20 protein-coding genes and 1 pseudogene are annotated in these 24800 nt (G+C 71.5%); 17 read left to right on the plus strand and 4 right to left on the minus strand.

All coding sequences use genetic code 11. The features are described from left to right. The 6 genes from AOK00_RS31985 to galE all read left to right on the plus strand — a co-directional run. A partial coding sequence (locus tag AOK00_RS31985; RefSeq protein ID WP_055603674.1) for an Rne/Rng family ribonuclease occupies positions 1-3400 on the plus strand: 3400 nt, incomplete at its 5' end. 244 nt (positions 3401-3644) lie between these two features. Beyond that, entirely contained in the window at positions 3645-3965 is a 321-nt protein-coding gene (gene rplU / locus AOK00_RS31990) for a 50S ribosomal protein L21 (RefSeq protein ID WP_015033583.1), read from the plus strand. A 13-nt stretch (positions 3966-3978) separates the two neighbouring features. After that, a complete protein-coding gene (gene rpmA / locus AOK00_RS31995) occupies positions 3979-4233 on the plus strand; it encodes a 50S ribosomal protein L27 (protein ID WP_030317577.1) in 255 nt (84 codons plus the stop codon). 107 nt (positions 4234-4340) lie between these two features. Next, positions 4341-5780 (plus strand): GTPase ObgE, encoded by a 1440-nt coding sequence (gene obgE / locus AOK00_RS32000; RefSeq protein ID WP_030317576.1) that lies wholly within the window; start codon positions 4341-4343, stop codon positions 5778-5780. A gap of 143 nt (positions 5781-5923) precedes the next feature. Then, positions 5924-7597: a glycosyltransferase family 2 protein gene (locus tag AOK00_RS32005; RefSeq protein WP_055603675.1), complete on the plus strand. Its 1674-nt coding sequence runs from the start codon at positions 5924-5926 to the stop codon at positions 7595-7597. Positions 7598-7613: 16 nt separating this feature from the next. Continuing rightward, complete coding sequence (galE, locus tag AOK00_RS32010) at positions 7614-8600, plus strand: UDP-glucose 4-epimerase GalE (RefSeq protein WP_055603676.1); 987 nt, start codon at positions 7614-7616, stop codon at positions 8598-8600. Positions 8601-8685: 85 nt separating this feature from the next. Here the strand turns inward: galE and AOK00_RS32015 are convergent, their stop codons facing one another. From AOK00_RS32015 to AOK00_RS32025, 3 genes are all read right to left on the minus strand, one after another. Beyond that, complete coding sequence (locus tag AOK00_RS32015) at positions 8686-9792, minus strand: glycosyltransferase (RefSeq protein ID WP_079042301.1); 1107 nt, start codon at positions 9790-9792, stop codon at positions 8686-8688. A gap of 59 nt (positions 9793-9851) precedes the next feature. Next, on the minus strand, positions 9852-12722 hold the full coding sequence (locus tag AOK00_RS32020; protein WP_055603678.1) for a bifunctional glycosyltransferase/CDP-glycerol:glycerophosphate glycerophosphotransferase: 2871 nt from the start codon (positions 12720-12722) through the stop codon (positions 9852-9854). Between the two features lie 394 nt (positions 12723-13116). Further along, on the minus strand, positions 13117-14658 hold the full coding sequence (locus AOK00_RS32025) for a DUF6056 family protein (RefSeq protein ID WP_055603679.1): 1542 nt from the start codon (positions 14656-14658) through the stop codon (positions 13117-13119). Between the two features lie 238 nt (positions 14659-14896). On the opposite strand from AOK00_RS32025, the gene AOK00_RS32030 reads away from it, so the two are divergent. The 7 genes from AOK00_RS32030 (at position 14897) to AOK00_RS32060 (ending at position 21688) form a co-directional block, all read left to right on the plus strand. Further along, positions 14897-15892 carry a glycosyltransferase family 2 protein gene (locus AOK00_RS32030; protein ID WP_055603680.1) on the plus strand — a complete coding sequence of 332 codons (996 nt, stop codon included), beginning with the start codon at positions 14897-14899 and terminating at the stop codon, positions 15890-15892. Beyond that, the gene (locus AOK00_RS32035; RefSeq protein WP_254047585.1) at positions 15892-16422 is read left to right on the plus strand and encodes a GtrA family protein; all 531 of its coding nucleotides are present in this window, start codon (positions 15892-15894) and stop codon (positions 16420-16422) included. Before AOK00_RS32030 ends, AOK00_RS32035 begins: the two co-directional genes overlap by 1 nt. Positions 16423-16509: 87 nt before the next feature. Next, positions 16510-17646: a glutamate 5-kinase gene (proB, locus tag AOK00_RS32040; RefSeq protein WP_055603689.1), complete on the plus strand. Its 1137-nt coding sequence runs from the start codon at positions 16510-16512 to the stop codon at positions 17644-17646. A gap of 158 nt (positions 17647-17804) precedes the next feature. Continuing rightward, positions 17805-18326, plus strand: coding sequence for a hypothetical protein (locus tag AOK00_RS32045; RefSeq protein WP_055603681.1), 522 nt, complete (start codon positions 17805-17807; stop codon positions 18324-18326). 114 nt (positions 18327-18440) lie between these two features. Continuing rightward, on the plus strand, positions 18441-19724 hold the full coding sequence (locus tag AOK00_RS32050; RefSeq protein ID WP_055603682.1) for a glutamate-5-semialdehyde dehydrogenase: 1284 nt from the start codon (positions 18441-18443) through the stop codon (positions 19722-19724). 76 nt (positions 19725-19800) lie between these two features. Next, positions 19801-20361 (plus strand): hypothetical protein, encoded by a 561-nt coding sequence (locus tag AOK00_RS32055; protein WP_055603683.1) that lies wholly within the window; start codon positions 19801-19803, stop codon positions 20359-20361. Positions 20362-20602: 241 nt separating this feature from the next. Next, positions 20603-21688, plus strand: coding sequence for a hypothetical protein (locus AOK00_RS32060; RefSeq protein ID WP_055603684.1), 1086 nt, complete (start codon positions 20603-20605; stop codon positions 21686-21688). Positions 21689-21869: 181 nt separating this feature from the next. Here AOK00_RS32060 and AOK00_RS32065 read toward each other — a convergent pair whose 3' ends face one another. Beyond that, on the minus strand, positions 21870-23003 hold the full coding sequence (locus AOK00_RS32065; protein WP_055603685.1) for a M48 family metallopeptidase: 1134 nt from the start codon (positions 23001-23003) through the stop codon (positions 21870-21872). A 128-nt stretch (positions 23004-23131) separates the two neighbouring features. Between AOK00_RS32065 and AOK00_RS32070 the strand changes: the two genes are divergently transcribed. The 4 genes and pseudogenes from AOK00_RS32070 to AOK00_RS39265 all read left to right on the plus strand — a co-directional run. Further along, on the plus strand, positions 23132-23368 hold the full coding sequence (locus AOK00_RS32070; RefSeq protein WP_055603686.1) for a hypothetical protein: 237 nt from the start codon (positions 23132-23134) through the stop codon (positions 23366-23368). Between the two features lie 83 nt (positions 23369-23451). Next, positions 23452-23613 (plus strand): hypothetical protein, encoded by a 162-nt coding sequence (locus tag AOK00_RS39555; RefSeq protein WP_173861696.1) that lies wholly within the window; start codon positions 23452-23454, stop codon positions 23611-23613. 51 nt (positions 23614-23664) lie between these two features. Further along, a complete protein-coding gene (gene nadD, locus AOK00_RS32075; protein ID WP_079042300.1) occupies positions 23665-24285 on the plus strand; it encodes a nicotinate-nucleotide adenylyltransferase in 621 nt (206 codons plus the stop codon). Positions 24286-24382: 97 nt separating this feature from the next. Beyond that, positions 24383-24800, plus strand: a pseudogene (locus AOK00_RS39265) (LytR family transcriptional regulator); the annotation flags it as partial.

The following is a 24800-nucleotide window of genomic DNA, read 5'->3' on the forward strand; positions in this document are numbered from 1 at the left end:
CTCCTCTGCGGCGGCCGGCGCGCCTGCCGCCGCAGAGGAGACCGCGGCCGCCGAGGTCGCCGCCGCGCCCGCCGAGCCGGTCGCCGCCGCCCCGGCCGCCGAGGTCGCGGAGGAGGCCGCCGCGCCCGCCCCGCGTACCCGCCGTCGTGCCACTCGTAAGGTCACGTCGCCCGAGGTGACCACCGAGGCCGCCGCCACCACCGAGGCCGCCGCCACCGGCGAGTCGCTGCCGACGGCCGCCGTCGCGCAGATCGCCGCCGACGAGGCCGAGGTCACCGCCGCCGAGACTGCCGCCACCCGTGGCCGCGGCCGCCGCCGCGCGACCTCCCCGCAGTTCACCTCCGAGCCCGCCCCGACCCGAGAGTCGCGCCGTGCCGCGCGCCCCTCCGTCGCCGTCTTCCAGGCGCCGGTCTTCACCGAGCCGATGTTCCAGACCCCGGAGACCGCCGCCGCGGCCGCTGCCGCGGCCCCGGTGGAGCCGGAGGACGACGAGACCGTCGAGGAGATCGAGCTCGTCGAGGCCGAGGCCGAGGTCGAGGAGACCCCCGAGCCCGCCGAGCGCCCCGAGGGCTCCCGCCGTCGCCGTCGCCGCCGCGGCGAGCCCGTCGCCGTCGAGCCCGTCCCGGCCACCGTCGCCGACGAGCCCGAGGTCGAGGCCGTCGCCGACGAGATCGAGGAGGCCGAGGCCGAGGAGACCGACGAGTACGAGGACCGCCCGTCCCGTCGTCGCCGCCGTGGCGGCCGTCGCCGTCGTCGCGGCGAGCTCACCGAGGTCGAGGAGTCCGAGGAGGGCGAGGAGCCGCGCTCCGACGACTCCGACGAGACCGACGAGTCCGAGGACGGCGAGGAGGAGCACGACGAGGCCGAGGGCTTCGCCGGCGGCTCCAGCAGCTCCCGTCGCCGTCGTCGTCGCCGTCGTCGCAGCGGGGACGGCTCCGCCGACGTCGAGGGCACCGACGAGGAGGGCGTCCGTACGGTCGTCAAGGTCCGCGAGCCCCGCCCGGCCCGTGAGAAGGCCGAGCCCGGCACCGGCGCCGACGAGGTCCAGTCCATCAAGGGCTCGACCCGTCTGGAGGCCAAGAAGCAGCGCCGCCGCGAGGGCCGCGAGCAGGGCCGCCGCCGCGTCCCGATCATCACGGAGGCCGAGTTCCTGGCCCGCCGTGAGGCCGTCGAGCGCGTCATGGTCGTCCGCCAGAGCGGCGAGCGCACCCAGATCGGCGTCCTGGAAGACAACGTGCTCGTCGAGCACTACGTCAACAAGGAGCAGGCCACCTCGTACGTCGGCAACGTCTACCTGGGCAAGGTCCAGAACGTCCTGCCGTCCATGGAGGCCGCCTTCGTCGACATCGGCAAGGGCCGCAACGCCGTCCTGTACGCCGGCGAGGTCAACTTCGAGGCGCTCGGCATGGGCCACGGCCCGCGCCGCATCGAGACCGCCCTCAAGTCCGGCCAGTCGGTCCTCGTGCAGGTCACGAAGGACCCGATCGGCCACAAGGGCGCCCGTCTGACCAGCCAGGTCTCCCTGCCCGGCCGCTACCTCGTGTACGTGCCCGAGGGCTCGATGACCGGCATCAGCCGCAAGCTCCCGGACACCGAGCGCGCCCGCCTCAAGACCATCCTCAAGAAGATCGTCCCCGAGGACGCGGGCGTCATCGTGCGCACCGCCGCCGAGGGCGCGAGCGAGGACGAGCTGCGCCGCGACGTCGAGCGACTGCAGGCGCAGTGGGAGGACATCCAGAAGAAGGCGAAGAGCGGCAACGCCCCGACGCTGCTCTACGGCGAGCCGGACATGACCGTCCGCGTCGTCCGCGACATCTTCAACGAGGACTTCTCCAAGGTCATCGTCAGCGGTGACGAGGCGTGGGAGACCATCCACGGCTACGTGCACCACGTCGCCCCGGACCTGACCGACCGCCTGTCCAAGTGGACGAGCGAGGTCGACGTCTTCGCGACGTACCGGATCGACGAGCAGCTCATGAAGGCGCTCGACCGCAAGGTCTGGCTGCCCAGCGGCGGCTCGCTGGTGATCGACAAGACCGAGGCGATGATCGTCGTCGACGTCAACACCGGCAAGTTCACCGGCCAGGGCGGCAACCTCGAAGAGACCGTGACGAGGAACAACCTCGAAGCGGCCGAGGAGATCGTGCGTCAGCTCCGGCTGCGCGACCTCGGCGGCATCGTCGTCATCGACTTCATCGACATGGTCCTGGAGTCCAACCGCGACCTGGTGCTGCGCCGCCTGCTGGAGTGCCTGGGCCGGGACCGGACCAAGCACCAGGTGGCCGAGGTCACCTCGCTCGGCCTGGTGCAGATGACCCGCAAGCGGGTCGGACAGGGCCTCCTGGAGTCCTTCTCCGAGACCTGTGTCCACTGCAACGGCCGCGGTGTCATCGTGCACATGGAGCAGCCGAGCACCGCCGGTGGCGGTGGCGGCGGCAAGCGCTCGAAGAAGCGCGGCCGCGGTGGCGCCGAGCACGTCCACGAGCACGAGCACGCCGAGGCCACGGAGACCGAGACCGAGGCCGAGACCGCCGAGGTCGAGACCGAGGCCGAGGTCGCAGCCGAGCTTGCCGCCCCGGTGGCCCTGCCCGAGCCGATCGCCGCGGACGAGGAGCTGTACGGCTCCATCGCCGAGGCGGAGGCGGCCGCGACGCGCGGTCGTGGCCGTCGGCGGGCGACCCGCCGGGTGTCCGCGCCGGCCACCGCGCGGCAGGTCGTGGAGACCGAGGCCGTCGAGTTCGAGTCGAAGCCGAAGGCCGAGCCGGAGCCGGAGCCCGTGGCGGCGCCGGAGCCGGTCGTCGAGCCGGAGCCCGTCGTGGCCCCGGTCGCCGAGGCCGTCACCGAGCCGGTCGCGGAGCCGGTGGCCGAAGAGACCGCCGCCCCGGCCCCGCGCGGCCGTCGCCGTGCCACCCGCCGGGTGACCTCCCCGGTCGTCTCGACCTCGGAGCCGGCCGCCGCGCCGACCGTCGTCGAGCCGGTCGTCGAGACCGCCCCGGAGCCGGAGCCCGTCGTGGCGCCGGTCGCCGAGGCCGTCGCGGAGCCGGTCGCCGAACCCGCCGTCGAGGAGGCCCCCGTGGCCGCCCCGCCGCGGGCCCGCCGCCGGGTGGTCCGCAAGGCCACCGCTCCCGCCGGTTCGCCCTCGGGCGCCGAGGAGGCGGCCGTCGTCGTGGTGACCACGGCCCCGGCCGAGGCTCCCGCGGAGGCCGCCGAGGCCGACGCCGAGCCCGCCCCCGTCAAGAAGACGGCGGCGCGCAAGACCGCGGCGAAGAAGACCACGGCCAAGAAGGCCGCCACCAAGAAGACGGCGGCGACCAAGAAGACCGCGGCCAAGAAGACCACCACCAAGAAGGCCCCGGCCAAGAAGGCGGCGGAGAAGACCGCCGCCCCGGCCCAGGACTGACCGGTGGGTACGGGCCGCCTCCCTCACCGGGGGCGGCCCGTACCGAACGGGCGAATTTGACCCTCCGAGGCAGCCGCCCGTAACCTAGACCGTCGGCGTGTCTATCGATGCGCCGCGCCTCTGAGCACCTCCCTCCCGCTCGTCGGGAGAGGCCGCTCGTCCGATTCCGGAACGCCGCGGGCCCTCGGGTCCGTGTGAGTGGCTGGCTTCAGAGGTTTCGATCCCGAGTGAGAGAGAGATCCGCGTGTACGCCATCGTGCGCAGCGGTGGTCGCCAGCACAAGGTTGCTGTCGGCGACATCGTTGAGGTTGACAAGATTTCCACTGCCAAGGTTGGCGACACGGTCGAGCTCTCGACCCTGCTCGTTGTCGACGGCGACGCCGTGACCAGCGACCCGTGGGTCCTGGCCGGCATCAAGGTCACGGCCGAGGTCGTGGACCACCACAAGGGCGCCAAGATCGACATCCTGCGCTACAAGAACAAGACCGGCTACCGCCGTCGCCAGGGTCACCGCCAGCAGTACACGGCGATCAAGGTCACCGGTATCCCCGCGGCTGCGAAGTAAGAGGGACTGAGACATGGCACACAAGAAGGGCGCATCGTCCACCCGGAACGGGCGCGACTCCAATGCCCAGCGGCTCGGCGTGAAGCGCTTCGGCGGTCAGGTCGTCAACGCGGGTGAGATCCTGATCCGCCAGCGTGGCACCCACTTCCACCCGGGCTCCGGCGTCGGCCGTGGCGGCGACGACACGCTGTTCGCCCTGCAGGCCGGTTCGGTGCAGTTCGGCACCCACCGTGGCCGCAAGGTCGTGAACATCGTTCCGGTCGCCTGATCGGTTCATTTTGCGGAGGCGGACCTCACTTCCCGGTCGGGAAGCGGGTCCGCCTTTCGCGTGTTACTAGATAGACATTCCGCACGTATTCAGATGGAGGCACAACCATGACCACCTTCGTGGACCGCGTCGAGCTGCATGTCGCCGCGGGTAACGGAGGCCACGGCTGCGCCTCCGTTCACCGGGAGAAGTTCAAGCCGCTCGGCGGACCCGACGGCGGCAACGGCGGCCGTGGCGGCGACGTGATCCTGGTCGTCGACCAGGCGATCACCACGCTCCTCGACTACCACCACTCCCCGCACCGCAAGGCGACCAACGGTCAGCCCGGCGCCGGCGACAACCGCTCCGGCAAGGACGGCCAGGACCTCGTCCTGAACGTGCCCGACGGCACCGTCGTCCTCGACAAGGAGGGCAACGTGCTCGCCGACCTCGTCGGCCAGGGCACCACCTTCGTCGCGGGCCAGGGCGGCCGCGGCGGCCTCGGCAACGCGGCCCTGTCCTCCGCACGCCGCAAGGCCCCCGGCTTCGCGCTCCTCGGCGAGCCCGGCGAGGCCCGGGACATCGTCCTGGAGCTGAAGACCGTCGCCGACGTGGCGCTCGTCGGCTACCCGAGCGCCGGCAAGTCCTCGCTCATCTCGGTCCTTTCGGCCGCCAAGCCGAAGATCGCGGACTACCCCTTCACCACGCTCGTCCCGAACCTGGGCGTCGTCACGGCCGGCTCGACCGTCTACACGATCGCCGACGTGCCGGGTCTCATCCCGGGCGCCAGCCAGGGCCGTGGCCTGGGTCTGGAGTTCCTGCGCCACGTCGAGCGCTGCTCGGTCCTGGTGCACGTGCTGGACACCGCGACCCTCGAATCGGACCGCGACCCGGTCACCGACCTCGACATCATCGAGGAGGAGCTGCGGCAGTACGGCGGCCTTGAGGACCGGCCCCGTATCGTCGTCCTCAACAAGGTCGACATCCCCGACGGCCAGGACCTCGCGGACATGATCCGCCCGGACCTGGAGGCCCGCGGCTACCAGGTGTTCGAGGCCTCCGCCGTGGCCCGGCTCGGCCTCAAGGAGCTCTCCTTCGCCCTCGCCGGCATCGTCGCCGAGGCGCGCGCGTCGAAGCCGAAGGAGGAGGCGACCCGTATCGTCATCCGCCCGAAGGCCGTCGACGACGCGGGCTTCACGGTCACGTACGACGAGGCCGAGGACGTGTACCGGGTGCGCGGCGAGAAGCCGGAGCGCTGGGTCCGCCAGACCGACTTCAACAACGACGAGGCCGTGGGCTACCTGGCCGACCGCCTCAACCGCCTCGGCGTCGAGGACCAGCTGATGAAGGCGGGCGCCCGCGCCGGCGACGGCGTCGCGATCGGCTCCCTGGAGAACGCGGTCGTCTTCGACTGGGAGCCCACGATGATGGCCGGCGCCGAAATGCTCGGCCGCCGAGGCGAGGACCACCGCCTCGAAGCCCCGCGTCCGGCGGCCCAGCGCCGCCGTGACCGCGAGGCGGAGCGGGACGACGCGCAGCGCGCGTTCGACGAGTTCGACCCGTTCTAGCGGGACCCGGCGGGAAGATCGCCGCAGAGAGCCCTCGTACCCCCGAGCCGGGGATACGAGGGCTCTCGTGCGTCTCGCCCGGAGGGCGCGGGGCCCTCGTACGTCCACGCCGGGGGCGCGAGGGGCTCCCGTAGGATCCTGGTGTGAGTACAGCGCCCCCGCCCGAGACCGCAGGTCGGCTCAGTGTCGTCGTCATCGCCTACAACGACGAGGCGCTGGTGGGAGAGGCGATCAGGTCCGCGCTCGACCAGGGTCCCGTCGTGGCGGAGGTCGTGGCGGTCGACGACTGCTCCCGTGACGGCACGGCCCGCGTGCTCGACGAGCTCGCCGCCCGGCACCCCCGGCTGCGCGTGGTGCACCGCACGGAGAACAGCGGCGGCTGCGGCTCCCCCCGTAACGACGGCATCCGGGCCGCCACGGCCCCGTACGTCATGTTCCTGGACAGCGACGACATCCTGCCGGCCGGCGCCGCCGAGGCCCTGGTCGCCGCCGCGGACCGGCACGGCACCGAGGTGGCCGTGGGCGTCTGCGTACGACGTGAGCTTCCCGAGGGCCGGGACGTCCGCTGGCAGCCCGCGCTCTACCGGGAGCCCGCCGTCCTGGAGACGCCCGACGAGCTCCGCCCCCTGGTCCACGACACCCTCTGCGTCAACAAGATCTACGACCGGGCCTTCCTCACCGAGCACGGCATCCTCTTCCCCGAGGGACGCTTCGTCTACGAGGACTTCCTCTTCACCGCCCGGGTGTACGCCGCCGCTCCCCGCGTCGCCGTGATCCCCGAGACCGTGTACGTCTGGCACGTCCGCCGCGCCGCCGCCCAGCTGTCGATCTCGCTCGACCGGGAGGGCGTCTCCAACTGGCAGGCCCGGATCGCCGCCCACCGCGCGGCCGTCGAGACCTTCGTCCGGGCCGGTCGCGCGGAGCTCGCGGCGGCCTGCCGTACCAAGTTCCTCGAACACGACCTGCGCATGTACGCCCGGGACCTGCGGCTGCGCGACGCCGCCCACCGGGCCGAGTGGTGGGAACTCACCCGGGAGCACCTGGCCGGCTTCGCGGAGCCGGAGATCGCCGCCGCGGTCGCCCCCGCCCGCTGGACCGCCCGCTTCCTGCTGGCCGCGAAGGAGCCGCGCGATCTGCTCCGGCTCTCCCGGCTGGCCGCCAACCCGGCCCGCCTGCTCCCCCCGTACGCGGGCGGCCGCTCCGCCGCCTTCTGGGCCGACGACCTGCCGGAGGCCCGGCTGGACGGCGTCGAAGCGCTGCCGCTGGACGAGCTGCCGCTGGTCGTGGACGCGCGGCTGCGCACCGGTGGCGGCGGCGAACTGCTGTTCACGGTCCGGGACCTGTACGGACGGCTGGCCGAGGCCGGCCCCCGGTCGGCCGAACTCGCCTTCGTACCGCGCGGCGACACCGAGCCCGCGCGGACGGAACGCGCCGAGCTGCGCCCCGTCCCCGCGACGGCCGGCGTGGACGGTCGGGACGGCGCCGTCGGGGCGGAGGGCGGTTGGTCCGCCCGCGTCCCGGTCCGGTTCACCGGGCTCGCCGGCAGCGGCCGGACGCGCGGCCGCGAGGGCGTCCAGCTGTGGGACATCGGCGTCACGGTGACGTGCGCGAACGGGGAGACGTTCACCACCTCACTGCGCCCGCCGGACGGCTCCCAGCGGCGCTCGGTGCTTCCGAGCAGCCGGTACGGTGTACTTCTGGTGCAGCAGTACGCCACGGCGAACGGATCCCTGGCGGTACGCATCGCACCCGGAGCCCGGGACGGTTTCCGGGCGGTCAGGGCCCGGCTCCGTCGGCTTGCCCGCAGTTCACAGTGAAAGGGTTTGGGGCACTATGACTTATCTGATCACCGGTGGCGCCGGATACATCGGCTCTCACGTGGTCCGCGCCATGACGCTGGCGGGCGAGCGGGTCGTCGTCCTGGACGACCTGTCCACGGGGTACGAGGAGCGGGTGCCGGAGGGTGTCCCCCTGGTGGTCGGCTCCACGCTCGACCGCGAGGTCCTGGACCGCACGATCGCCGAGCACGGCGTGACCGGCGTCGTCCACCTCGCCGCGAAGAAGCAGGTCGGCGAGTCCGTCGAGCTGCCGCTGCACTACTACCGCGAGAACGTCATCGGTCTCACGGTCCTCCTGGAGGCCGTCGCCGCCGCCGGTGTGCGCAACTTCCTCTTCTCCTCCTCCGCCGCCGTCTACGGCATGCCGGACGTCGACCTCGTCACCGAGGAGACCCCCTGCCTGCCGCTGAGCCCGTACGGCGAGACCAAGCTGGCCGGTGAGTGGCTGGTGCGCGCCGCGGGCGCGGCCCACGGCATCTCCACGGCCTGCCTGCGCTACTTCAACGTGGCCGGCGCCGCGACCCCCGAGCTGGCCGACACCGGGGTCTTCAACCTGGTCCCGATGGTCTTCGAGCGCCTGGACGCGGGGGAGGCCCCGCGCATCTTCGGCGACGACTACGACACGCCCGACGGCACCTGCATCCGTGACTACATCCACGTCGAGGACCTGGCCGACGCGCACCTCGTCGCCGCGCGCAAGCTCGCGGAGTGGGCCGAGGCGGGCGAGCCGCGCGACCTGACGGTCAACATCGGCCGGGGCGAGGGCGTCTCCGTCACCGAGATGGTCGAGCTGATCAACGAGATCACCGGCCACACCACCGAGCCGCTCGTCACCCCGCGCCGCGCCGGTGACCCCGCCCGGGTCGTCGCCGCCGCCGACCGCATCGAGTCGGAGCTGGGCTGGAAGGCCCGTTACGACGTGCGCGACATGATCTCCTCGGCCTGGGCCGGCTGGGTCGCGCGCCGCGGCGCGGCGGTCTGACCTCGCGGCCGGGCGAAAGCGACGGAAGGGCCGGGGAGTTCGACTCCCCGGCCCTTCCGCTTCTCCACCGCTCTCCGGTGGACCGTCAGCGCTCCAGGAAGGCGAAGAGCGCCTCCCAGCGGTCGGTGATCTCGTCGGCGGCGTACCGCTTCACGTTCTCGAAGGCCGCGTCGCCCATCCGGTCCCGCAGTTCCTTGTCGGTGATCAGCGCGCTGATGTGACCGCCGAGCTCCATCGTGTTGCCGAGGCGGGCGAGCAGACCGTCCTCGCCGTCACGGATGATCTCCCGGACACCCGGCGCGCAGTCGAACGCGGCGCAGGGTACGCCCGCCGCCATCGCCTCCAGCAGGGTGATCGGGAAGCCCTCGGCCCGGGAGGCCTGGGCGAACACCGAGGCCTGGGAGAGCGCCCCGAGGACGTCGTTGGTGCGCCCCATCCACTCCACGGACTCGTCGAGCCCGAGGAAGGTGGTCCGCTGCCGCAGCGCGTCCTCCTCGTCACCGGCGCCGTAGATCCGCAGCTTCCAGTCGGGGTGGTGGGACGCGATCTCGGCCCAGCTGTCGAGCAGCATGTCCACCCCCTTCTCGTGCGAGAGGCGGCCGATGCAGGCGACGACCTTCTCGGTGCGCGGCGCCGGGGTGTCGGGCATGAAGGGCAACGCGTTGGGCATGTGCCCGATGTTGTCCATGCCTGCCCGGATCCACTGGTCCGCGTCGCCCGGGGTGAGCACGAGGAGCCGGTCGACGTCCTTGTAGTACCGCTTCACCCGGCCGAGCCGGGAGGAGCCGGCGCTGGCGGCGTACGACTCGTGGCTCATGCCGATGACGACGAGGTTCTTCGTGTCGGCGAGGGACACCCACTCCATCGCCCAGACCTGGGTCACGATCACGACGGCCCCGGGCCGGGCGGCGGCGAAGAGAGCCGTCATCCGGTCGGCGCGCTCGCGCATGCCGGCGGCGCGCGCCGCGTGGCGCCGGCGCTCGGCCGCGTTGAGCTTGCCCTTGAGGCCGCGCAGCGGGCGGACCTGCGGCGGGTGCCCGTCGTACAGCGTGGTGGTGTCGTACGGCAGCGCGTCGGGGAACTCGTGCCGGCGTCCTTCGGGGGCCGGGGTGATGCCGATGACGTGGACCCGGTGGCCTCGGGCGGTGAACTCCCTGGCCATCTGGTGGGTCCAGGTCGTGACACCGCCCATCTCGTCCACGCTGTTGGAGACGATGAAGATGTCGCGGCCTGACACGGTGGTCTGGTGGGTCACTTCCCGCTCCTGGTGAAGAACTTGGCGACGATCTGACGCGCCGCGTCGCCCCGGTCGTACTCGCTGAACTCCGTGTTGAACCGCTGGCGGGCCGCCGCGTACTTGGTGTCGGCCTCGTCCTTGAAGTTGGCGATCACTCCGAAGAGTTCCTCCTCCGTGGCCACGACAGGGCCGGGAGCGCGCTCCTTCAGGTCGAAGTAGGTACCGCGGTTCTCCTTGGCGTACTCGTCGTAGTCGTACGTGAAGAAGATCATCGGGCGGTCGAGCAGCCCGTAGTCGAACATCACGGACGAGTAGTCGGTGATCAGCCCGTCCGCGAGGGCGAGCAGCGGGGTGATGTCGTGGTGGCGGGAGACGTCGATGACCCGTCCCCGGACCGACGGCGGCAGCGTCACACTGTTCAGGTAGTGCGTCCTGATCAGCAGCTGGTGGGTGTCGCCGAAGCGCTCCGCGAACTCTTCGACGTCGAAGGGGGCCTGGAAGGCACGCACCTTGCCACCGGGGGCGGCACGGAAGGTCGGCGCGTAGAGCAGGACCTTCTTCTCCGGGTCGATGCCCAGCTCGGCCGCGAGCGGACCACGGTCCCGGTGACCCGTTTCGGTCTCCTTGCGGCGCGCCACGGCGAGCTCGTCGTTGCGCGGGTAGCCGACGGGCAGCAGCACCTCGTCGCGGAGGCGGAAGCCCCGGGCGAGGGTGCGCCGGTCGTGCTCACCACGGATCAGGAAGTGGTCGAACCGGTCCAGGGCCTGCTGGAACGAGGCCGCCGAGGCCAGGCCGCGAGCCTTCGTGGTGGGCTCGTCGAAGCCCATCCGCTTGAGGGCCGTGCCGTGCCACGTCTGGATGTACGTGGTCCCCGGGCGCTTGGTGAGGCGCAGCGGGAAGCCCTGGTTGTCGATCCAGAACTCGGCCTGGGCGAGCGCGCGCAGGTACTGCCAGCTCCAGCGCTGCACCAGGGTGGCGTCCTCGGGGAAGCCCGTCGGCTTGGCCCCGGCGTACGACCACACGGCCTCGAACGGGATGCCCTGGCGGCGCATCTCCTCGTAGATCGCCTTGGGGCTGTCGCTGTACTGCTTGCCGAGGTGGCTCTCGAAGACGACCAGGCCCTTGCGGATCGGCAGCTTGCTGTAGAAGTCGTGGTAGACGCGCAGCTTGGTCTCGCCCGAACGCAGGTCCTTCTTCGCCTTGAGCAGGCGCTTCAGACTGGTCTTCGCGAGTCCGGCGGCGCGCCCGTGCATGGCGCCCTCGATCATCGCAGAGGTGTGCACGGCCGCCTTGCCCTCGGCACCGAGGACGTAGGACAGATTGCCCTTCTTGGTGACCTCGGGCACGAAGCGGTCGGAGACCAGCTGGGTGAGACGCGGGCGGATCCGCAGGGTGCCGGCCTCGTCGATGGGCGTCCCGCCGACGGACACCCGGGTCCTGAGCCGCTGGCCGTCGACCATGAGGATCAGACGGACGTCCCAGACGGCGTCGATGATGCCGAGGGGGCGGACGGTGCGGGCGATGTCGGCCCGGCCCTCCCACTCGATGCGGTCGCCGGCGTGCCGGATCGTGGTGACGGGGATGCGGGCGGTCTTGCCGCCGACGCTGCGGCGGGCCGAGAACTCGAGCACCGCGCTGATCTCCGCGTCGGGGCTGATCCGGCCCAGCGGGTTGACCACGCGGCCCGCGAGACGGACGACGCCGTTGGCGCTGGAGTACGAGGTCAGCCGGTTGCCCAGGACGATCGAGGTCAGCGGCCGGCTGTGGAAGTTGGACGCGGTGACGTCCAGGATCTGACGGCCCTGCTCGGTGTCCAGGTGCTCGGCGCACCAGTACACCTGCCCGTCCCTCTCGGCGAGCGGGGAGGTGAGGCGGCCGGGGTTGGTGAGCGCGTCGGTGGCCGGGAGGAGGTTGGTCCAGTCCTCCTTGCTCAGCAGGTAGGCGCAGATGGCGTGCATGCGCTGCACCTCGTCGTACGCCTGCGGGTCGATCTCGGCGAGGTAGCCGTTGGCGACCGCGGCGAACTCACGCCGGTAGTCCTCGTCGAGCAGCGCCAGGTCCCGGAAGTGGAGGACCAGGTCGTGCTTGAGGAACTTGATGTCCTTGCGGTACTTGAGCTCGTCGTAGCCCTTGCTCTCCAGCAGGGCGTCCACGCGCCGGTGGATCTCCATGCGGTGCACGAAGTTGGCGATCTCGTGACGCCTGTTGCTGATCGACTTGGCGGCGGCGCTCTCCTGCACGTTCCAGTAGTAGACCGTGTTCGGGATGAGCGTGATCCGGCTCGCGGCGACATAGGCCTGGGCCGAGAAGAGCAGGTCCTCGTAGTGGATCCCGACCGGGAACTCCAGCCCGGACTCCAGGAGGAACTCGCGGCGGTAGCACTTGTTCGTCGACAGGGTGTCGAAGGTCAGCAGGTCCGGCAGCTCGGTGATCGACTCGATGGTCCGGGTCGTCGAGTAGAGCCAGGGGTACCAGGAGGTCCGCTTCTGGTTGCGGCTGTCGAGGTGCACGCGGACGCAGAGGCCGGAGACGATGTCGGATCCGGTGCCCTCGGCGGCCTCCAGCATGTTGCGGCAGGCGTTGCGCTCGAGCACGTCGTCGCTGTCGAGGAACATGACGTAGGCGCCGGCGCACTGCTGGATGCCGAAGTTGCGGGGCGCGCCGCAGCCGCCACTGTTCTTCGGCAGCTGGAACGCCCTGACCCGGTCAGGGTTCCTGGCGGCGAGCGCCTGGGCCACGGTGAAGGTGTCGTCCTTGCTGCAGTCGTCGACGATCACGACTTCGACGCTGTGCAGGGTCTGATCCAGCACCGACTGTACGGCCGTCGGCAGACGCTCTGCGTCGTTGTATGCGATGACGACCACGGAGACGTCAGGCACTTCCACCTCGATCCACTTGTCTTTCCTCCAGACACACCCAAGCTACCTGGTGTTCCCCACCCGGTTTGTCGCGCCTTCCGGCGGTTACGGCATGTGCCGTGTCCTGATCGTGATGGGCGGGCCGCGTTCGCGGGGGCAACCATTCTCACGCGTCAGGAGTCGCCCGTACGGGCGTTGACTGATCAGCGGCGCCCACGCGGGGCCGCGAGTCCCGGGACGGTACCTCACGTCCTCCCGCGGGCGCCTCCCCGAAGTGACGGGGAACACACCTCTCCCCCGCTTCCGGAGGCCGGAAGCGGGGGAGAGGGGTTCGGCGTGGCGGCCGGATGTGTCCGACGCGACACGCCGGACGGGTCCGTCGGTCGGGTGTCCGCCGGGCGCCGGGAGCGCCCGCCGGGCGTCAGCGGCGGTTGAGTCGGTCCACCTCGTAGTAGCGGGCCGCGCACTGGGCCGCCCAGTCGCGCGCGTACACCTTCGTGAAGAACGGTTCCGCCAGCCAGCCGATGTGCATGGGGCGGTACGTCACCTCCGTGGCGCCGTTCGCGATGTCCGCGCGGATCTGCGCGTTCTGCCGGTCCCAGGCGATGCCCCGCGCCACCGTGCCCGTGGTCGTCGAGTACACCGGCTGCACCAGGGCGATCGCGCTCGCCACGGCGAGCCCTCCCGCCGCGAGCAGCGTGACCGTACGGGCGGCGCGGACGGCGGGCCGGGGGGCCTGGAGCCGCTGACCGAGCCGGAAACCGGCCCACGTGCCGTACGCGAAGAGGATGAGCAGCATCGGGACGAGGAAGTTCGTCCAGGTGCGGGCGTACGTCCAACCCGTGACGCCGTACCCGCTGCGCAGGCCGTAGGCGACGCCCAGGCTCGCGAGGGCGAGCAGCGGCAGCGGCAGGAGCGCCGCCACGACCGTCAGGCCCCGCGGGCGGCGCCGCCCGGCGGGGGCGGCGGCGCGGTCACGGGACGGGCCGGCGAAGACGAGGCCCAGACCCAGCAGGACGCCGACGGCGAGGGCTCCCGCGTACGCCCACTGGTCGGTGATCGTCTGCCACATGCGCCACCAGTCGTGGACGATCTCGCCCGCCTCCGAGAGCGTCAGCGGCTTCTTCGGCACCTGGGCACGCCGCCACTGCGCACCGGGAGAGGTGTAGAGGAGGGCGAGGCCGCCCGCGAGACCGAGGCAGGCCGCGGCGCACCAGGTGGAGACGTACCAGTCCTTCGCCCAGCCCAGGCGGGGCAGGCAGAGGACGCCGACGGCGGCCGCGGAGATGCCGGCCACCATGGTGAACGGCTCGCTGAGCGTTCCTATCGCCATGCCGATGAGGACCGCCGTCGCCACGGCGGCGACCCGGCCGCGCCGGCTCCGGGCCGCGAGGACGGCGACGACCACGGCCCAGAGGCCGATCACGCTCGGCAGCGTGTGGGAAATGGTCGCCGGGGCCCAGAGCAGCACCTGGTAGGCGCGCGTACCCGCGAAGAACAGCAGAGCCTCGATGAGCCCCACGGCGGCCACGAGCAGCACCGCGGGGGGCTGCGGACGACCGAGGGCGCGCAGCGCGGCGCGGGCGAGGAGGAAGAGCGCGACGCCGAGCGCCACCACCAGGAAGGCGGGCAGCAGCTTCGGGCCCAGCATGTCGTCCGCGTAGATCACGCCGCTGAGGAAGGCGTTGGTGACGCGGCCGTTCTGGGTGTTGTAGAAGTCCGAGACCAGCCCGAACGGGCCCATGTCGCGGGCCTTCCAGAGGACGCACCAGTCGTCGGACGTCGGGCGTACGTAGAGGCCGAGGAAGGCGCCGACCGCGAGGAGCGCGCCCGATCCGACGGCGATGAGGAGTCCGACGCCGCTCAGGGCCCGCCGGAACCTGTTCCCACCAGGGGCGCCGGTCTCCGCTTCGTCCTCCGGAAGCGGTATGTCACCGCGCTCTGAGGTGGTGGTTCTGCTCACCGGTGGTAGCTCCCCTGGCCATCGGCCGTTATCAAGGTGGCAATTGTGTGGAAATGCCACGTATGTTCAAGGTCTTCCGCGATGCTTTATTGTATGGACGGCATGCCGACCGGGGCGGCCACGCGGGGCATGCCCGTCGGCCTTCACCCGCCTTGTACCGCACCGTGCTGTCCAAGGAAGAGTCTGCTGGTCGCCGCTCAGGGCGCGCCCTCGCTCATCCCGATGGAGTGAACGTTCCATGACCAAACTTTCCGTCGTCGTTCCCTGCTTCAACGAGGAGGACGTCGTCGAGCTGTTCGACGCGCGGATGCGTCAGGTGCTCGACGCCCTCCCGGTCGACTACGAGATCTGCTACGTGGACGACGGCAGCTCCGACGGAACGCTGGGCAAGCTGCGGGAAATAGCGGCTCTGCACCCGAGCCGGACCCAGTATGCCTCCTTCAGCCGAAACTTCGGCAAGGAGGCCGCCATGCTGGCGGGTCTGCGCAAGTCCACCGGCGACGCCGTCGTGATCATGGACGCCGACCTCCAGCACCCGCCGGAGCTCCTCGCGCGCATGCTGGACCTGCACCACCAGGGCCACGACCAGGTCATCGCGCGCCGGACCCGCGAGGGCGACAAGAAGCTCCGCTCCGCGCTGAGCCGTATGTACTACCGGGCCGTCAACCGCTGGGTCGACGTGGAGCTCACCGACGGCGTCGGCGACTTCCGTCTCCTCTCCCGCCCCGCCGTCGACGCGCTGCTCTCGCTCCCCGAGTACAACCGCTTCTCCAAGGGCCTGTTCTCCTGGATCGGCTTCGACACCGTCACCTTCGACTACCAGAACGCCGCACGCGAGGGCGGTGAGACGAAGTGGAAGTTCAGCTCCCTGGTCAACTACGGCATGGACGGGCTGATCTCCTTCAACAACCGTCCGCTGCGCATCGCCCTCTGGCTCGGGATGATGCTGAGCGGCTTCGCGGCCCTCTACGTGGTCTGGGTGGCCGTCGCCGCCATCGCCCACGGCGTCACCGCCCCCGGATACGTCACCCTGGTCGCGATCATCGTGGGCCTCGGCGGTGTGCAGATGGTGATGCTGGGTCTGATCGGCGAGTACATCGGCCGCATCTACTACGAGACCAAGCGCCGCCCGCACTTCCTAGTGAAGGAGACCCACCGCTCCTTCGGTCGCGGTACCGCGGCGCACACCGCCGCGGAGCGGGTGCGCGTCGCGGCCACCGACGGAGAACACTGATGGGAGACGCCGGGGACGGCGGGGCCGGCCGGGACGGCGGGGCCGCCGGGGCCGCCGGGGCCGCCGGGGCCGGCTCCTCCACGGCGAAGCGCGCACGACTCGCCGAGATCTTCCGCTTCGGACTCGTCGGCGGCGTCAACACCGGTACGTTCTTCGGCTGTTACCTGCTGCTCCATCCGTGGATGCCGTACTTCGCCGCGTACTCCCTCGCCTTCGTCCTCAGCATGATCGGCTCCTTCTTCCTCAACACGTACTTCACCTACCGCACCCGGCCGACCTGGAAGAAGTTCGCCCTCTTCCCGCTCACCAACGTCACCAACTACCTGGTGCAGAGCGTCGGTCTGTACGCGCTCGTCACCTGGGCGGGAATGGACGACCGGATCGCGCCACTCGTCGCGGCCGTCGTCGCCATCCCCTTCACCTACCTCATCTCCCAGCGGATCCTCGTCCCCCGGAACAACGGGCAGGACACCGACGACTCCGGTCCAGGGAGCGAAACGGACGAGCGGCAGCCCTCCCGGCTCGCGTAGATTGCCTGGCAGTCGCGGCGGGGAACACACGGCGCGCGGGACAGCCGAGTGAGGACGACGCAGGTGGCGGCACAGGTGACGACGCAGATGACCGGAGCGACGGACGAGGCGAGGCGGTATGTGACGGAGGCCCGCAGGATCGTCGTCAAGGTCGGATCCTCCTCCCTCACCACCGCCTCCGGGGGCCTCGACGCCGATCGCGTCGACGCCCTCGTCGACGTCCTCGCCAAGGTCCGCAGCGGCGGCGAGAAGGAGATCGTCCTCGTCTCCTCCGGCGCCATCGCCGCGGGCCTCGCGCCGCTCGGCCTCACCCGCCGCCCCAAGGACCTCGCCCGGCAGCAGGCCGCCGCCAGCGTCGGCCAGGGCCTCCTCGTCGCCCGGTACACCGCCTCCTTCGCCCGCTACGGCGTCCGCGTCGGCCAGGTCCTCCTCACCACCGACGACACCAGCCGGCGCGCGCACTACCGCAACGCCTACCGGACCCTCGACCAGCTCCTCGCGATGGGCGCGCTGCCGGTCGTCAACGAGAACGACACCGTCGCCACCGACGAGATCCGCTTCGGCGACAACGACCGGCTCGCCGCCCTCGTCGCCCATCTCGTCCGCGCCGACCTGCTCGTCCTGCTCTCCGACGTCGACGGCCTCTACGACGGGGACCCGTCCAAGCCCGGCACGTCGAGGATCGCCCAGGTCGCCGGCCCCGACGACATCGCCCATGTGGAGATCGGCTCCGCCGGGAAGGCCGGCGTCGGCACCGGCGGCATGGTCACCAAGGTCGAGGCCGCCCGGATCGCCGCCGCCGCCGGCATCCCCGTGGTCCTCACCTCCGCGAGCCGGGCCGCCGACGCCCTCGCAGGCCGCGACACCGGTACGTACTTCCACCGCACCGGCCGTCGCTCCGCCGACCGGCTCCTGTGGCTGGCGCACGCCTCCACCCCGCAGGGCTCCCTCACCCTGGACGACGGAGCCGTTCGAGCCGTCGTCGAGGGCAAGAAGTCCCTGCTCGCGGCCGGTGTCGCGGGCGTCGAGGGCGACTTCGTGGCGGGCGATCCGGTCGAACTGCGCGACACCACCGGCCGGGCCGTCGCCCGCGGTCTGGTGAACTTCGACGCCAAGGAGATGCCCCGGATGCTCGGGCGCTCCACCCATGAGCTCGCCAGGGAACTCGGCCCGGAGTACGAGCGCGAGGTCGTCCACCGCGACGACCTGGTCGTCATCGGCTGACCCTCGCGCCCCTCCCGAAACGGCTGAAAGTGCGGCCATCCGGAAGGGACGTTTACCAAAACCGCCCCACGTGCCGCCTCGGGCTGGTCAACTTTGTCTCGGGGGTAAGAGAGCAGGGGCGGGGTACAGCACCACACGCATCACACAGGAGGCCGCCGGTGAGACGAGCGCGCCCAGGGGCACCGCCCCGAGGGACTGCCGAACGCGCCCTGACCAGTGTCGAGGCCGGAGCCGACTTCGACGAGGCACGGGACAGGTCCACGGACACCAAGACCCAGACCACCACCGAGACACGCGAGGTTCGCGAGGCACGTGAGGCACGCGCCAAGGAACAGCCCGTGTCCAAACTCTGGCACATCACGCTCAGCGTGTCGGGTGTGGAGTCACCGCTGAAGGAGGTGCGCCGCGGGCTCGAACAACTGGCCCACGACCACCCCTTCCTGCTGACCAGCAGGTATGCCAACGACCACGCCGAGATCCGGTACTGGGAGGAGGCCCGCGACCTGCACGACGCCGCGGCCGTCGCCCTGCGCCTGTGGGGCGAGCACCGGCAGACCGCCAAGCTGCCGCCGTGGGAGATCGTCGGCCTCGAGGTCATCGACCGCGAGACCTACCACCAGCGGATCGCGGAGGGCTACGGCCCGCCGCCGGCCGCCCCGGTCGGCGTCCACCCGTACTGAACGGGGGCGTGTTCGAGACGCCTCCCCGTGCGGGGCGTCTCGGAACGACCGGGGCGCGTCTCGGAGTGCGGGATACGTGAGGGATGTCCGCAGGGGTGCCAGTACCCTGCGGACATGACCTCGCTCACGCCCCTCGACAATCTGTCCCCGGTCACCCGGGCCGCCTACCGGGCCCGTGGCGCCGCCGCCGAAATCGCGCCACTCCCGCGTGCGGCCAAGGACGACGCCCTGCTGGCGATCGCGGACGCCCTCGAAGTGCGCACCGCCGAAATCGTCGAGGCCAACGCCGAGGACATCGCCAAGGCCCGTGAAGCGGGGACCAGCGAGGCGATCATCGACCGGCTCACCCTCACCCCCGAGCGCGTCCGGGCCATCGCCGCAGACGTCCGCGACGTGGCCAAGCTGCCCGACCCCGTCGGCGAGGTCGTCCGCGGCTCGACCCTGCCCAACGGCATCGACCTGCGCCAGGTCCGCGTCCCGCTCGGCGTCGTCGGCATCATCTACGAGGCCCGCCCCAACGTCACCGTCGACGCCGCCGCCCTCTGCCTCAAGTCCGGCAACGCCGTCCTGCTCCGCGGCTCGTCCTCCGCCTACGCCTCCAACAGCGCCCTGGTGAAGGTCCTGCGCGACGCCGTCGGCGGCGCCGGACTGCCCGCGGACGCCGTCCAGCTCGTCCCCGGCGAGTCCCGCGACTCGGTCCGCGAGCTGATGCGCGCCCGCGGCCTCGTCGACGTGCTCATCCCGCGCGGCGGAGCCTCCCTGATCAGGACGGTCGTCGAGGAGTCCACCGTCCCCGTCATCGAGACCGGCACCGGCAACTGCCACGTCTACGTCGACGCCCAGACCGACCTCGACATGGCCGTCGACATCCTGATCAACTCCAAGGCGCACCGGGTCAGCGTCTGCAACGCGGCCGAGACCCTCCTCGTCCACCAGGACATCGCCGCGGCCTTCCTGCCCAGGGCCCTCGACGCGCTCGCCGAGGCCGGCGTCACCGTCCACGCCGACGAGCGGGTCGCCGCCCTCGCCGAGGGCTCCAAGGCCACCGTCGTACCGGCCACGCCGGAGGACTGGGAGACCGAGTACCTCTCGTACGACATCGCCGCCGCCGTCGTCGACTCCCTCGACAAGGCCGTCGAGCACATCCGGACCTGGTCGTCCGGTCACACCGAGGCGATCGTCACCACCTCGCAGGCAGCGGCGCGCCGCTTCACCCAGCTGGTCGACTCCACCACGGTCGCCGTGAACGCCTCCACCCGGTTCACGGACGGCGGACAGTTCGGCTTCGGCGCCGAGATCGGCATCTCCACCCAGAAGCTGCACGCCCGGGGCCCCATGGGCCTTCCGGAGCTCACCTCGACCAAGTACATCGTCACCGGCGACGGGCACGTGCGGTAATCACTCCTTTCGGTACGGGCGGGGAGGGTTCGCGCTCTCCCTGCCCAAAACCACCTCGCGGGTCTACTCTGAATCCGTGCCGGACGACGTGGGGGGCACGCCGTTCCAGGACGGCGGGGACCCTGAGGACTCTGTCGACCGCGGAGGCGCCGACGAGGTCTACGCCGACGTGGTGTTCGACGAGGACTTCGTGCGGGCCGCGACCGTTCACGAACCCACCGCCGTCGAGCGGCTCCTCGCCGCCGCCCAGGCCCGCGCGGAGGCCGAGTCGGCCCGCGCCCGCGCCGGTGGCGGATCGGGCGACGACGACCTCTACGAGGACTTCCACGACCCCTCCGGCCTCACCTACGAGCCGGACGACATCGGCGACGACGCGAGCCCCTACGGCCGCCACGGCGGCGCTCTGCGCCCCTACCGGGGCAGCGCCCGCTGGCACCGGCCCGTCGCCTGGGTCCTCGCGCTGGTCATGGGGATCGGGATGGTCGCCCTGGCGTTCAGCGCCGTCTACCGGGGCGCGGCCGCCAACCGCCAGGACCAGGTCCCGCCGCCGGCCACGACCGGAGTCGACACACCCAACCCGAACCCGGCCCCGCCTGCCGCCCACGCGCCCGCGGCCCGCTCCGCGTCCCCCAAGTAGACACGCTCCGCGTCCCCCCTCATCGCGGTCCGCTGTCCCCGCGTCGCGGTCCGCCCCTGCCGCGTCACGGTCCGCGTCCCCCGCATCGTGGTCCGCCGGCCTCTCAGATCGGTCCGTGTCCCCCCGGTTGGCCGCGCCGTACGGCTGCATGGTGGGGGCACACACCCTGACGGCGGAATTCTTCCGAACTTGTCGTGTACCTGGGCGTTTACCGAAGCCGCCGCAGACCTACCCTGAAGGTATGGCAGGGCGTGGCGACCCGCCTGAGGGGACACCCGAGGGTCTCCCCGGTGGTGAGGACGAGTACAGGTCCGTCGTCTTCGACGAGGCGTTCGTCCGCGCTGCCCACCTCCAGGAGTTCTCGGCCCGGGAGCGGATGGGCGAGCACACCGAGGCCGTCCGCAGCCGCCCCTCGTCCTGGGAGGGCCGGAGCGGCTCCCGCCAGGCCCTCATGCTGGTCCTGCTGATCCTCCTCGCCTTCGGTACGGCCATCTATCTGGGCGTCCGGAACCCCTACCAGCCGCCCGCCGACCAGCGGGCCGAGCCGCTGCGGACCACCGTGGTCCCGCTGGCCCCGCAGGGCCCGGTCGTCGGCGGTGTGCCCGACCGGCTCTTCGACCACAGCCCGGTCGCCGAGTACCGCACGGGCGCCGCCGGCATCAACCTCCCCATCGCGGGGCGCACCACTCACTTCGCCGAGAGCCAGGTCGTCACCGCCCTGAGCATCGCCAAGGACTATCTGGTGGCCTCGTCCCTGGACCCCGATGTCCTGTCCGGCGTCACCGTCCGGCCCGCGCGCCTGCTGCTCGACCCCGACCAGCTGGAACAGTTCGACCGGAGCATGGAGGCACCGGCCGACGACGGCCGGCACGCCCTCGCCGCCTGGCTGGTCCGCTTCGACCCGCGCCAGGCCGTCCTCGCGGACCCCTCGGCCCGCGTCCAGGGCACCCTCCGCTTCGAGGAGACCGGACCGGACACCCTGGACGTCACCGCGGACCACACGTACACCTACGCCCTCCGCCCGGCCGCCCAGGGCGCGGGGCCGGTCGGTCAGGCCTCGCTCTTCACCGTCCACCGCGAGGTGCACTTCCGCTTCGACCGCGAGGACCTGCGCATGCACCGGGCCGAGCTGGTGACCAGCACCGTCGAGGCGGGTCCCCAGGCCTGCGGCGCGGACACCACCGGCTCCCTGAAGCCTCTCCTGGCCGGAGCACGGGCCTCCGAGGCGGGCGGCGGGCCGCCGGTCACCGACCCGTACGCCACGGGCCGGCCCGCCGCCCCCTCACTGTGCGGAGCGCTGGCGCCGGGCGCTCAGCCCTCGCTCTGAGCCCCGGAGCGATCGGCTCCCGCCACTGGCCACCGAACTCGGCTCTCGCTGCGGGTCACCGAGCTCGGCTCTCGCCTGTGAGTCCCTGGGCCCGGTCCCGCTGCGGATCCCCGAGCCCGGTTCTCGCTGTGGGGCCGGGGCCCGGTTCTCGTCTCGCGGTGGGGCCATGGGCCCGGTTCTGCTACTGGGCGTCCCCCGTGGCGCCTGCCGGGCCGCTCTTGCCGTCCTCGGCGGTCCCGGTGGTTCCGTCGGTCCCCGCGGCGTCCGGCTTCCTCGGGCCCTGGCCGCCGCCGAAGGCGTTGCGCAGCTTCCCGCCCAGGTCGCCTGCCAGGTCCCCCGCGCCACCGGCTATGTCGCCGACCAGCTTCATCAGCGGATCCTTGCTGGTCCGCACGGTGTCGGCGTAGTGCCCCGCCGACTCGCGGAAGGAGTCCGTGACCGAGGTGTCCTTGTCCTCCGAGCGCTTCGGGTAGTGGCCGTCCATGATCCGCTGGAAGTCGCGGCTCTCCGACCACTTCCGCAGCTCCGCCGCCCGGACGGTGGTGAAGGGATGCGTGCGCGGCAGAACGTTGAGGATCTTGAGGACCGAGTCCCGCAGGTCCCCGGCCTTCTCGTACTCGTCGGCCTGGGCGAGGAACGCGTCCACGTTCATCTCGTGGAGGTGGTTGCCGCCGGCGATCTTCATCAGACCGCGCATCGAGGCCTGCACGTCCTGTCCGACGAGGAGCCCGGCCCGGTCGGCGGAGAGCTCCGACTTGCGGAACCACTCGCGCAGCGCCGTGACGATGGCCATGATCGCGACGTTCCCCAGCGGGATCCAGGCGATCTTGAGCGCCAGGCCGGTGAGGAAGAGCAGCACCGTGCGGTACACGGAGTGCCCGGACAGCGCGTGGCCGACCTCGTGACCGACGACCGCACGCATCTCCTCCTCGTCGAGGAGCTCCACCAGGCCGGTCGTGACGACGATGATCGGCTCGTCAAGGCCGATGCACATCGCGTTGGGCTTCGGGTCCTGCGTCACGTACATCGGCGGGACCTTCTCCAGGTCCAGGATGTAACAGGCGTCCCGCAGCATGTCGTTGAGATGGCTGAACTGCGCGTCGCTCACCCGGACGGAGTCCGAGAGGAAGAGCAGTCGCAGACTGCGCTCCGGCAGCAGTCCGCTGAGCGCCTTGAAGACCGTGTCGAAACCGCTGAGCTTGCGCAGCGCCACCAGCGCCGAGCGGTCGGCCGGATGCTCGTAGGCCCGCGAGGAGATGCCGGGGAACCGCTTCCGCTGCCTGCTCGGCACGTTCCCCTGGTCGTTCTCGGTCATGGATGCCCCCTGTTCGTACGAGTCGGTGCTCGTCCCCCTGACGAACCCCAGCCTAGGCGCTGGCGCTACCGTGTGCCGGAGCCTGTGGATAACTCGGGCACCAGGGACGACCGAGGAGCACGACCGACATGCCGGACACCGTCGACACCGCCGCAGCCCTGCTCGCGGCCGCCGCGCAGCAGGGGCCGGGTGACACGCTCCGTATCGTGCTGCTGGTCTCGATCGTGGGCGGCGCGCTGCTCGCCTGGTTCCTGCTGCGCGGCTACCGCACCGACGACTCGGGTGACGCCGGCACCGGCGAAGGTGCCGTCGGCGGGAGCGACGGCGGCGTGGGCGGCAACACGGACCGTGACGCGAGTGCCTGAGTCGGCGTGAGCCCGTCCGGACCGCCCGCATACGATGTGCGCGAAGTCTCCGCTCCCATCCCCGATCGATAGGTCTGCCGAAGATGAGCCTCCACAGCACCGCCGCCAACCTGGTCTCTCTCGCCGAGGGCGCCGAGCACGGCGGCAACCACGACAGCCTCAGCCCCTACCTCACCGGCTTCGGCGCCTTCGGCGCGCTGATGCTGCTGCTGTGGATCACCACTCGCTTCAACCGCGACCGCTGAACCGGCGACCCTGATCAGGCGTCCGCTGCCGTGCCAGTAGGCTCTGCACGCATGGGAGAGCAGGAAATGCCTACTGGCGGGCGCGGGAAGCGCCGACTCGGCGTGATGGGCGGAACCTTCGACCCGATCCACCACGGACACCTGGTGGCGGCCAGCGAGGTCGCCGCCCTGTTCCACCTGGACGAGGTCGTGTTCGTGCCGACCGGGCAGCCGTGGCAGAAGAGCGACCGGGCCGTGTCGGCGGCCGAGGACCGTTACCTGATGACGGTCATCGCCACGGCCTCCAACCCGCAGTTCTCGGTCAGCCGGATCGACATCGACCGCGGCGGCGCGACCTACACCATCGACACCCTGCGGGACCTGCGCTCCCTCAACAGCGACTCGGACCTCTTCTTCATCACCGGGGCCGACGCGCTGTCGCAGATCCTCACCTGGCGCGACGCCGAGGAACTCTTCTCGCTCGCGCACTTCATCGGCGTCACCCGGCCGGGCCACGACCTCACCGACGACGGACTGCCCAAGGGCGGCGTCTCGCTGGTCGAGGTTCCCGCGCTCGCCATCTCCTCCACCGACTGCCGGGCGAGGGTCGCGCAGGGCGATCCCGTCTGGTATCTGGTCCCGGACGGCGTGGTGCGCTACATCGACAAGCGCCAGTTGTACCGCGGCGAGTGAGCTTCGGGGAGGGCCACCGGTGAACGATCAGCAGCATCCTTACGACCCGTACTATCCGCAGCCGCAGATCATCGGCTACGACGAGTACGGGCAGCCGGTGTACCAGCAGCAGCCGCAGCAGGGATACGGATACGACCCGTACGCCCAGCAGCAGTACCAGGAGCAGCCCTCGCAGTACCAGGGGCAGCCGCCGCAGTACCAGGAGCAGCCCCAGCAGAACCAGGGAGCGCCCCAGCCGTCCCACGAGCCGCAGTACGACCCGTACGGACAGCAGGGCTACAGCTACCCCTCCTACGACACGGGACAGCAGTGGGCCGCCCAGCCCGAAGCCGCCGCACCCGCCGCCCCGGCAGCCCCTCCCGTGGCGCCGGCCGCACCCGTCGCGGCGCCCGCCGGGGTCCCCGGCCAGCGCCCCGCTTCCGAGCGCCCCGCCTCCGAGCGCCCCGCGCCGGCCAGGCCCGCGCCCGACGACGACCGTGAGTACCGAACCGAGCAGTTCTCGTTCATCGACGAGC

Origin of the sequence: Streptomyces aureus (assembly GCF_001418135.1) — a bacterium.
In the GTDB taxonomy this organism is placed as follows: Bacteria; Actinomycetota; Actinomycetes; order Streptomycetales; family Streptomycetaceae; genus Streptomyces; species Streptomyces aureus_A.

Excerpts from the sequence above, each read along its gene's own strand:
- AOK00_RS39555 (WP_173861696.1), top strand. The coding sequence starts at position 23,452 with ATGAGCCTCCACAGCACCGCCGCCAACCTGGTCTCTCTCGCCGAGGGC.
- AOK00_RS32070 (WP_055603686.1), top strand. The coding sequence starts at position 23,132 with ATGCCGGACACCGTCGACACCGCCGCAGCCCTGCTCGCGGCCGCCGCG.
- AOK00_RS32030 (WP_055603680.1), top strand. The coding sequence starts at position 14,897 with ATGACCAAACTTTCCGTCGTCGTTCCCTGCTTCAACGAGGAGGACGTC.
- nadD (WP_079042300.1), top strand. The coding sequence starts at position 23,665 with ATGGGAGAGCAGGAAATGCCTACTGGCGGGCGCGGGAAGCGCCGACTC.
- rpmA (WP_030317577.1), top strand. The coding sequence starts at position 3,979 with ATGGCACACAAGAAGGGCGCATCGTCCACCCGGAACGGGCGCGACTCC.
- obgE (WP_030317576.1), top strand. The coding sequence starts at position 4,341 with ATGACCACCTTCGTGGACCGCGTCGAGCTGCATGTCGCCGCGGGTAAC.
- galE (WP_055603676.1), top strand. The coding sequence starts at position 7,614 with ATGACTTATCTGATCACCGGTGGCGCCGGATACATCGGCTCTCACGTG.
- AOK00_RS32015 (WP_079042301.1), bottom strand. The coding sequence starts at position 9,792 with ATGGGCGGTGTCACGACCTGGACCCACCAGATGGCCAGGGAGTTCACC.
- AOK00_RS32050 (WP_055603682.1), top strand. The coding sequence starts at position 18,441 with ATGACCTCGCTCACGCCCCTCGACAATCTGTCCCCGGTCACCCGGGCC.
- AOK00_RS32060 (WP_055603684.1), top strand. The coding sequence starts at position 20,603 with ATGGCAGGGCGTGGCGACCCGCCTGAGGGGACACCCGAGGGTCTCCCC.
- AOK00_RS32035 (WP_254047585.1), top strand. The coding sequence starts at position 15,892 with ATGGGAGACGCCGGGGACGGCGGGGCCGGCCGGGACGGCGGGGCCGCC.
- proB (WP_055603689.1), top strand. The coding sequence starts at position 16,510 with ATGACCGGAGCGACGGACGAGGCGAGGCGGTATGTGACGGAGGCCCGC.
- AOK00_RS32065 (WP_055603685.1), bottom strand. The coding sequence starts at position 23,003 with ATGACCGAGAACGACCAGGGGAACGTGCCGAGCAGGCAGCGGAAGCGG.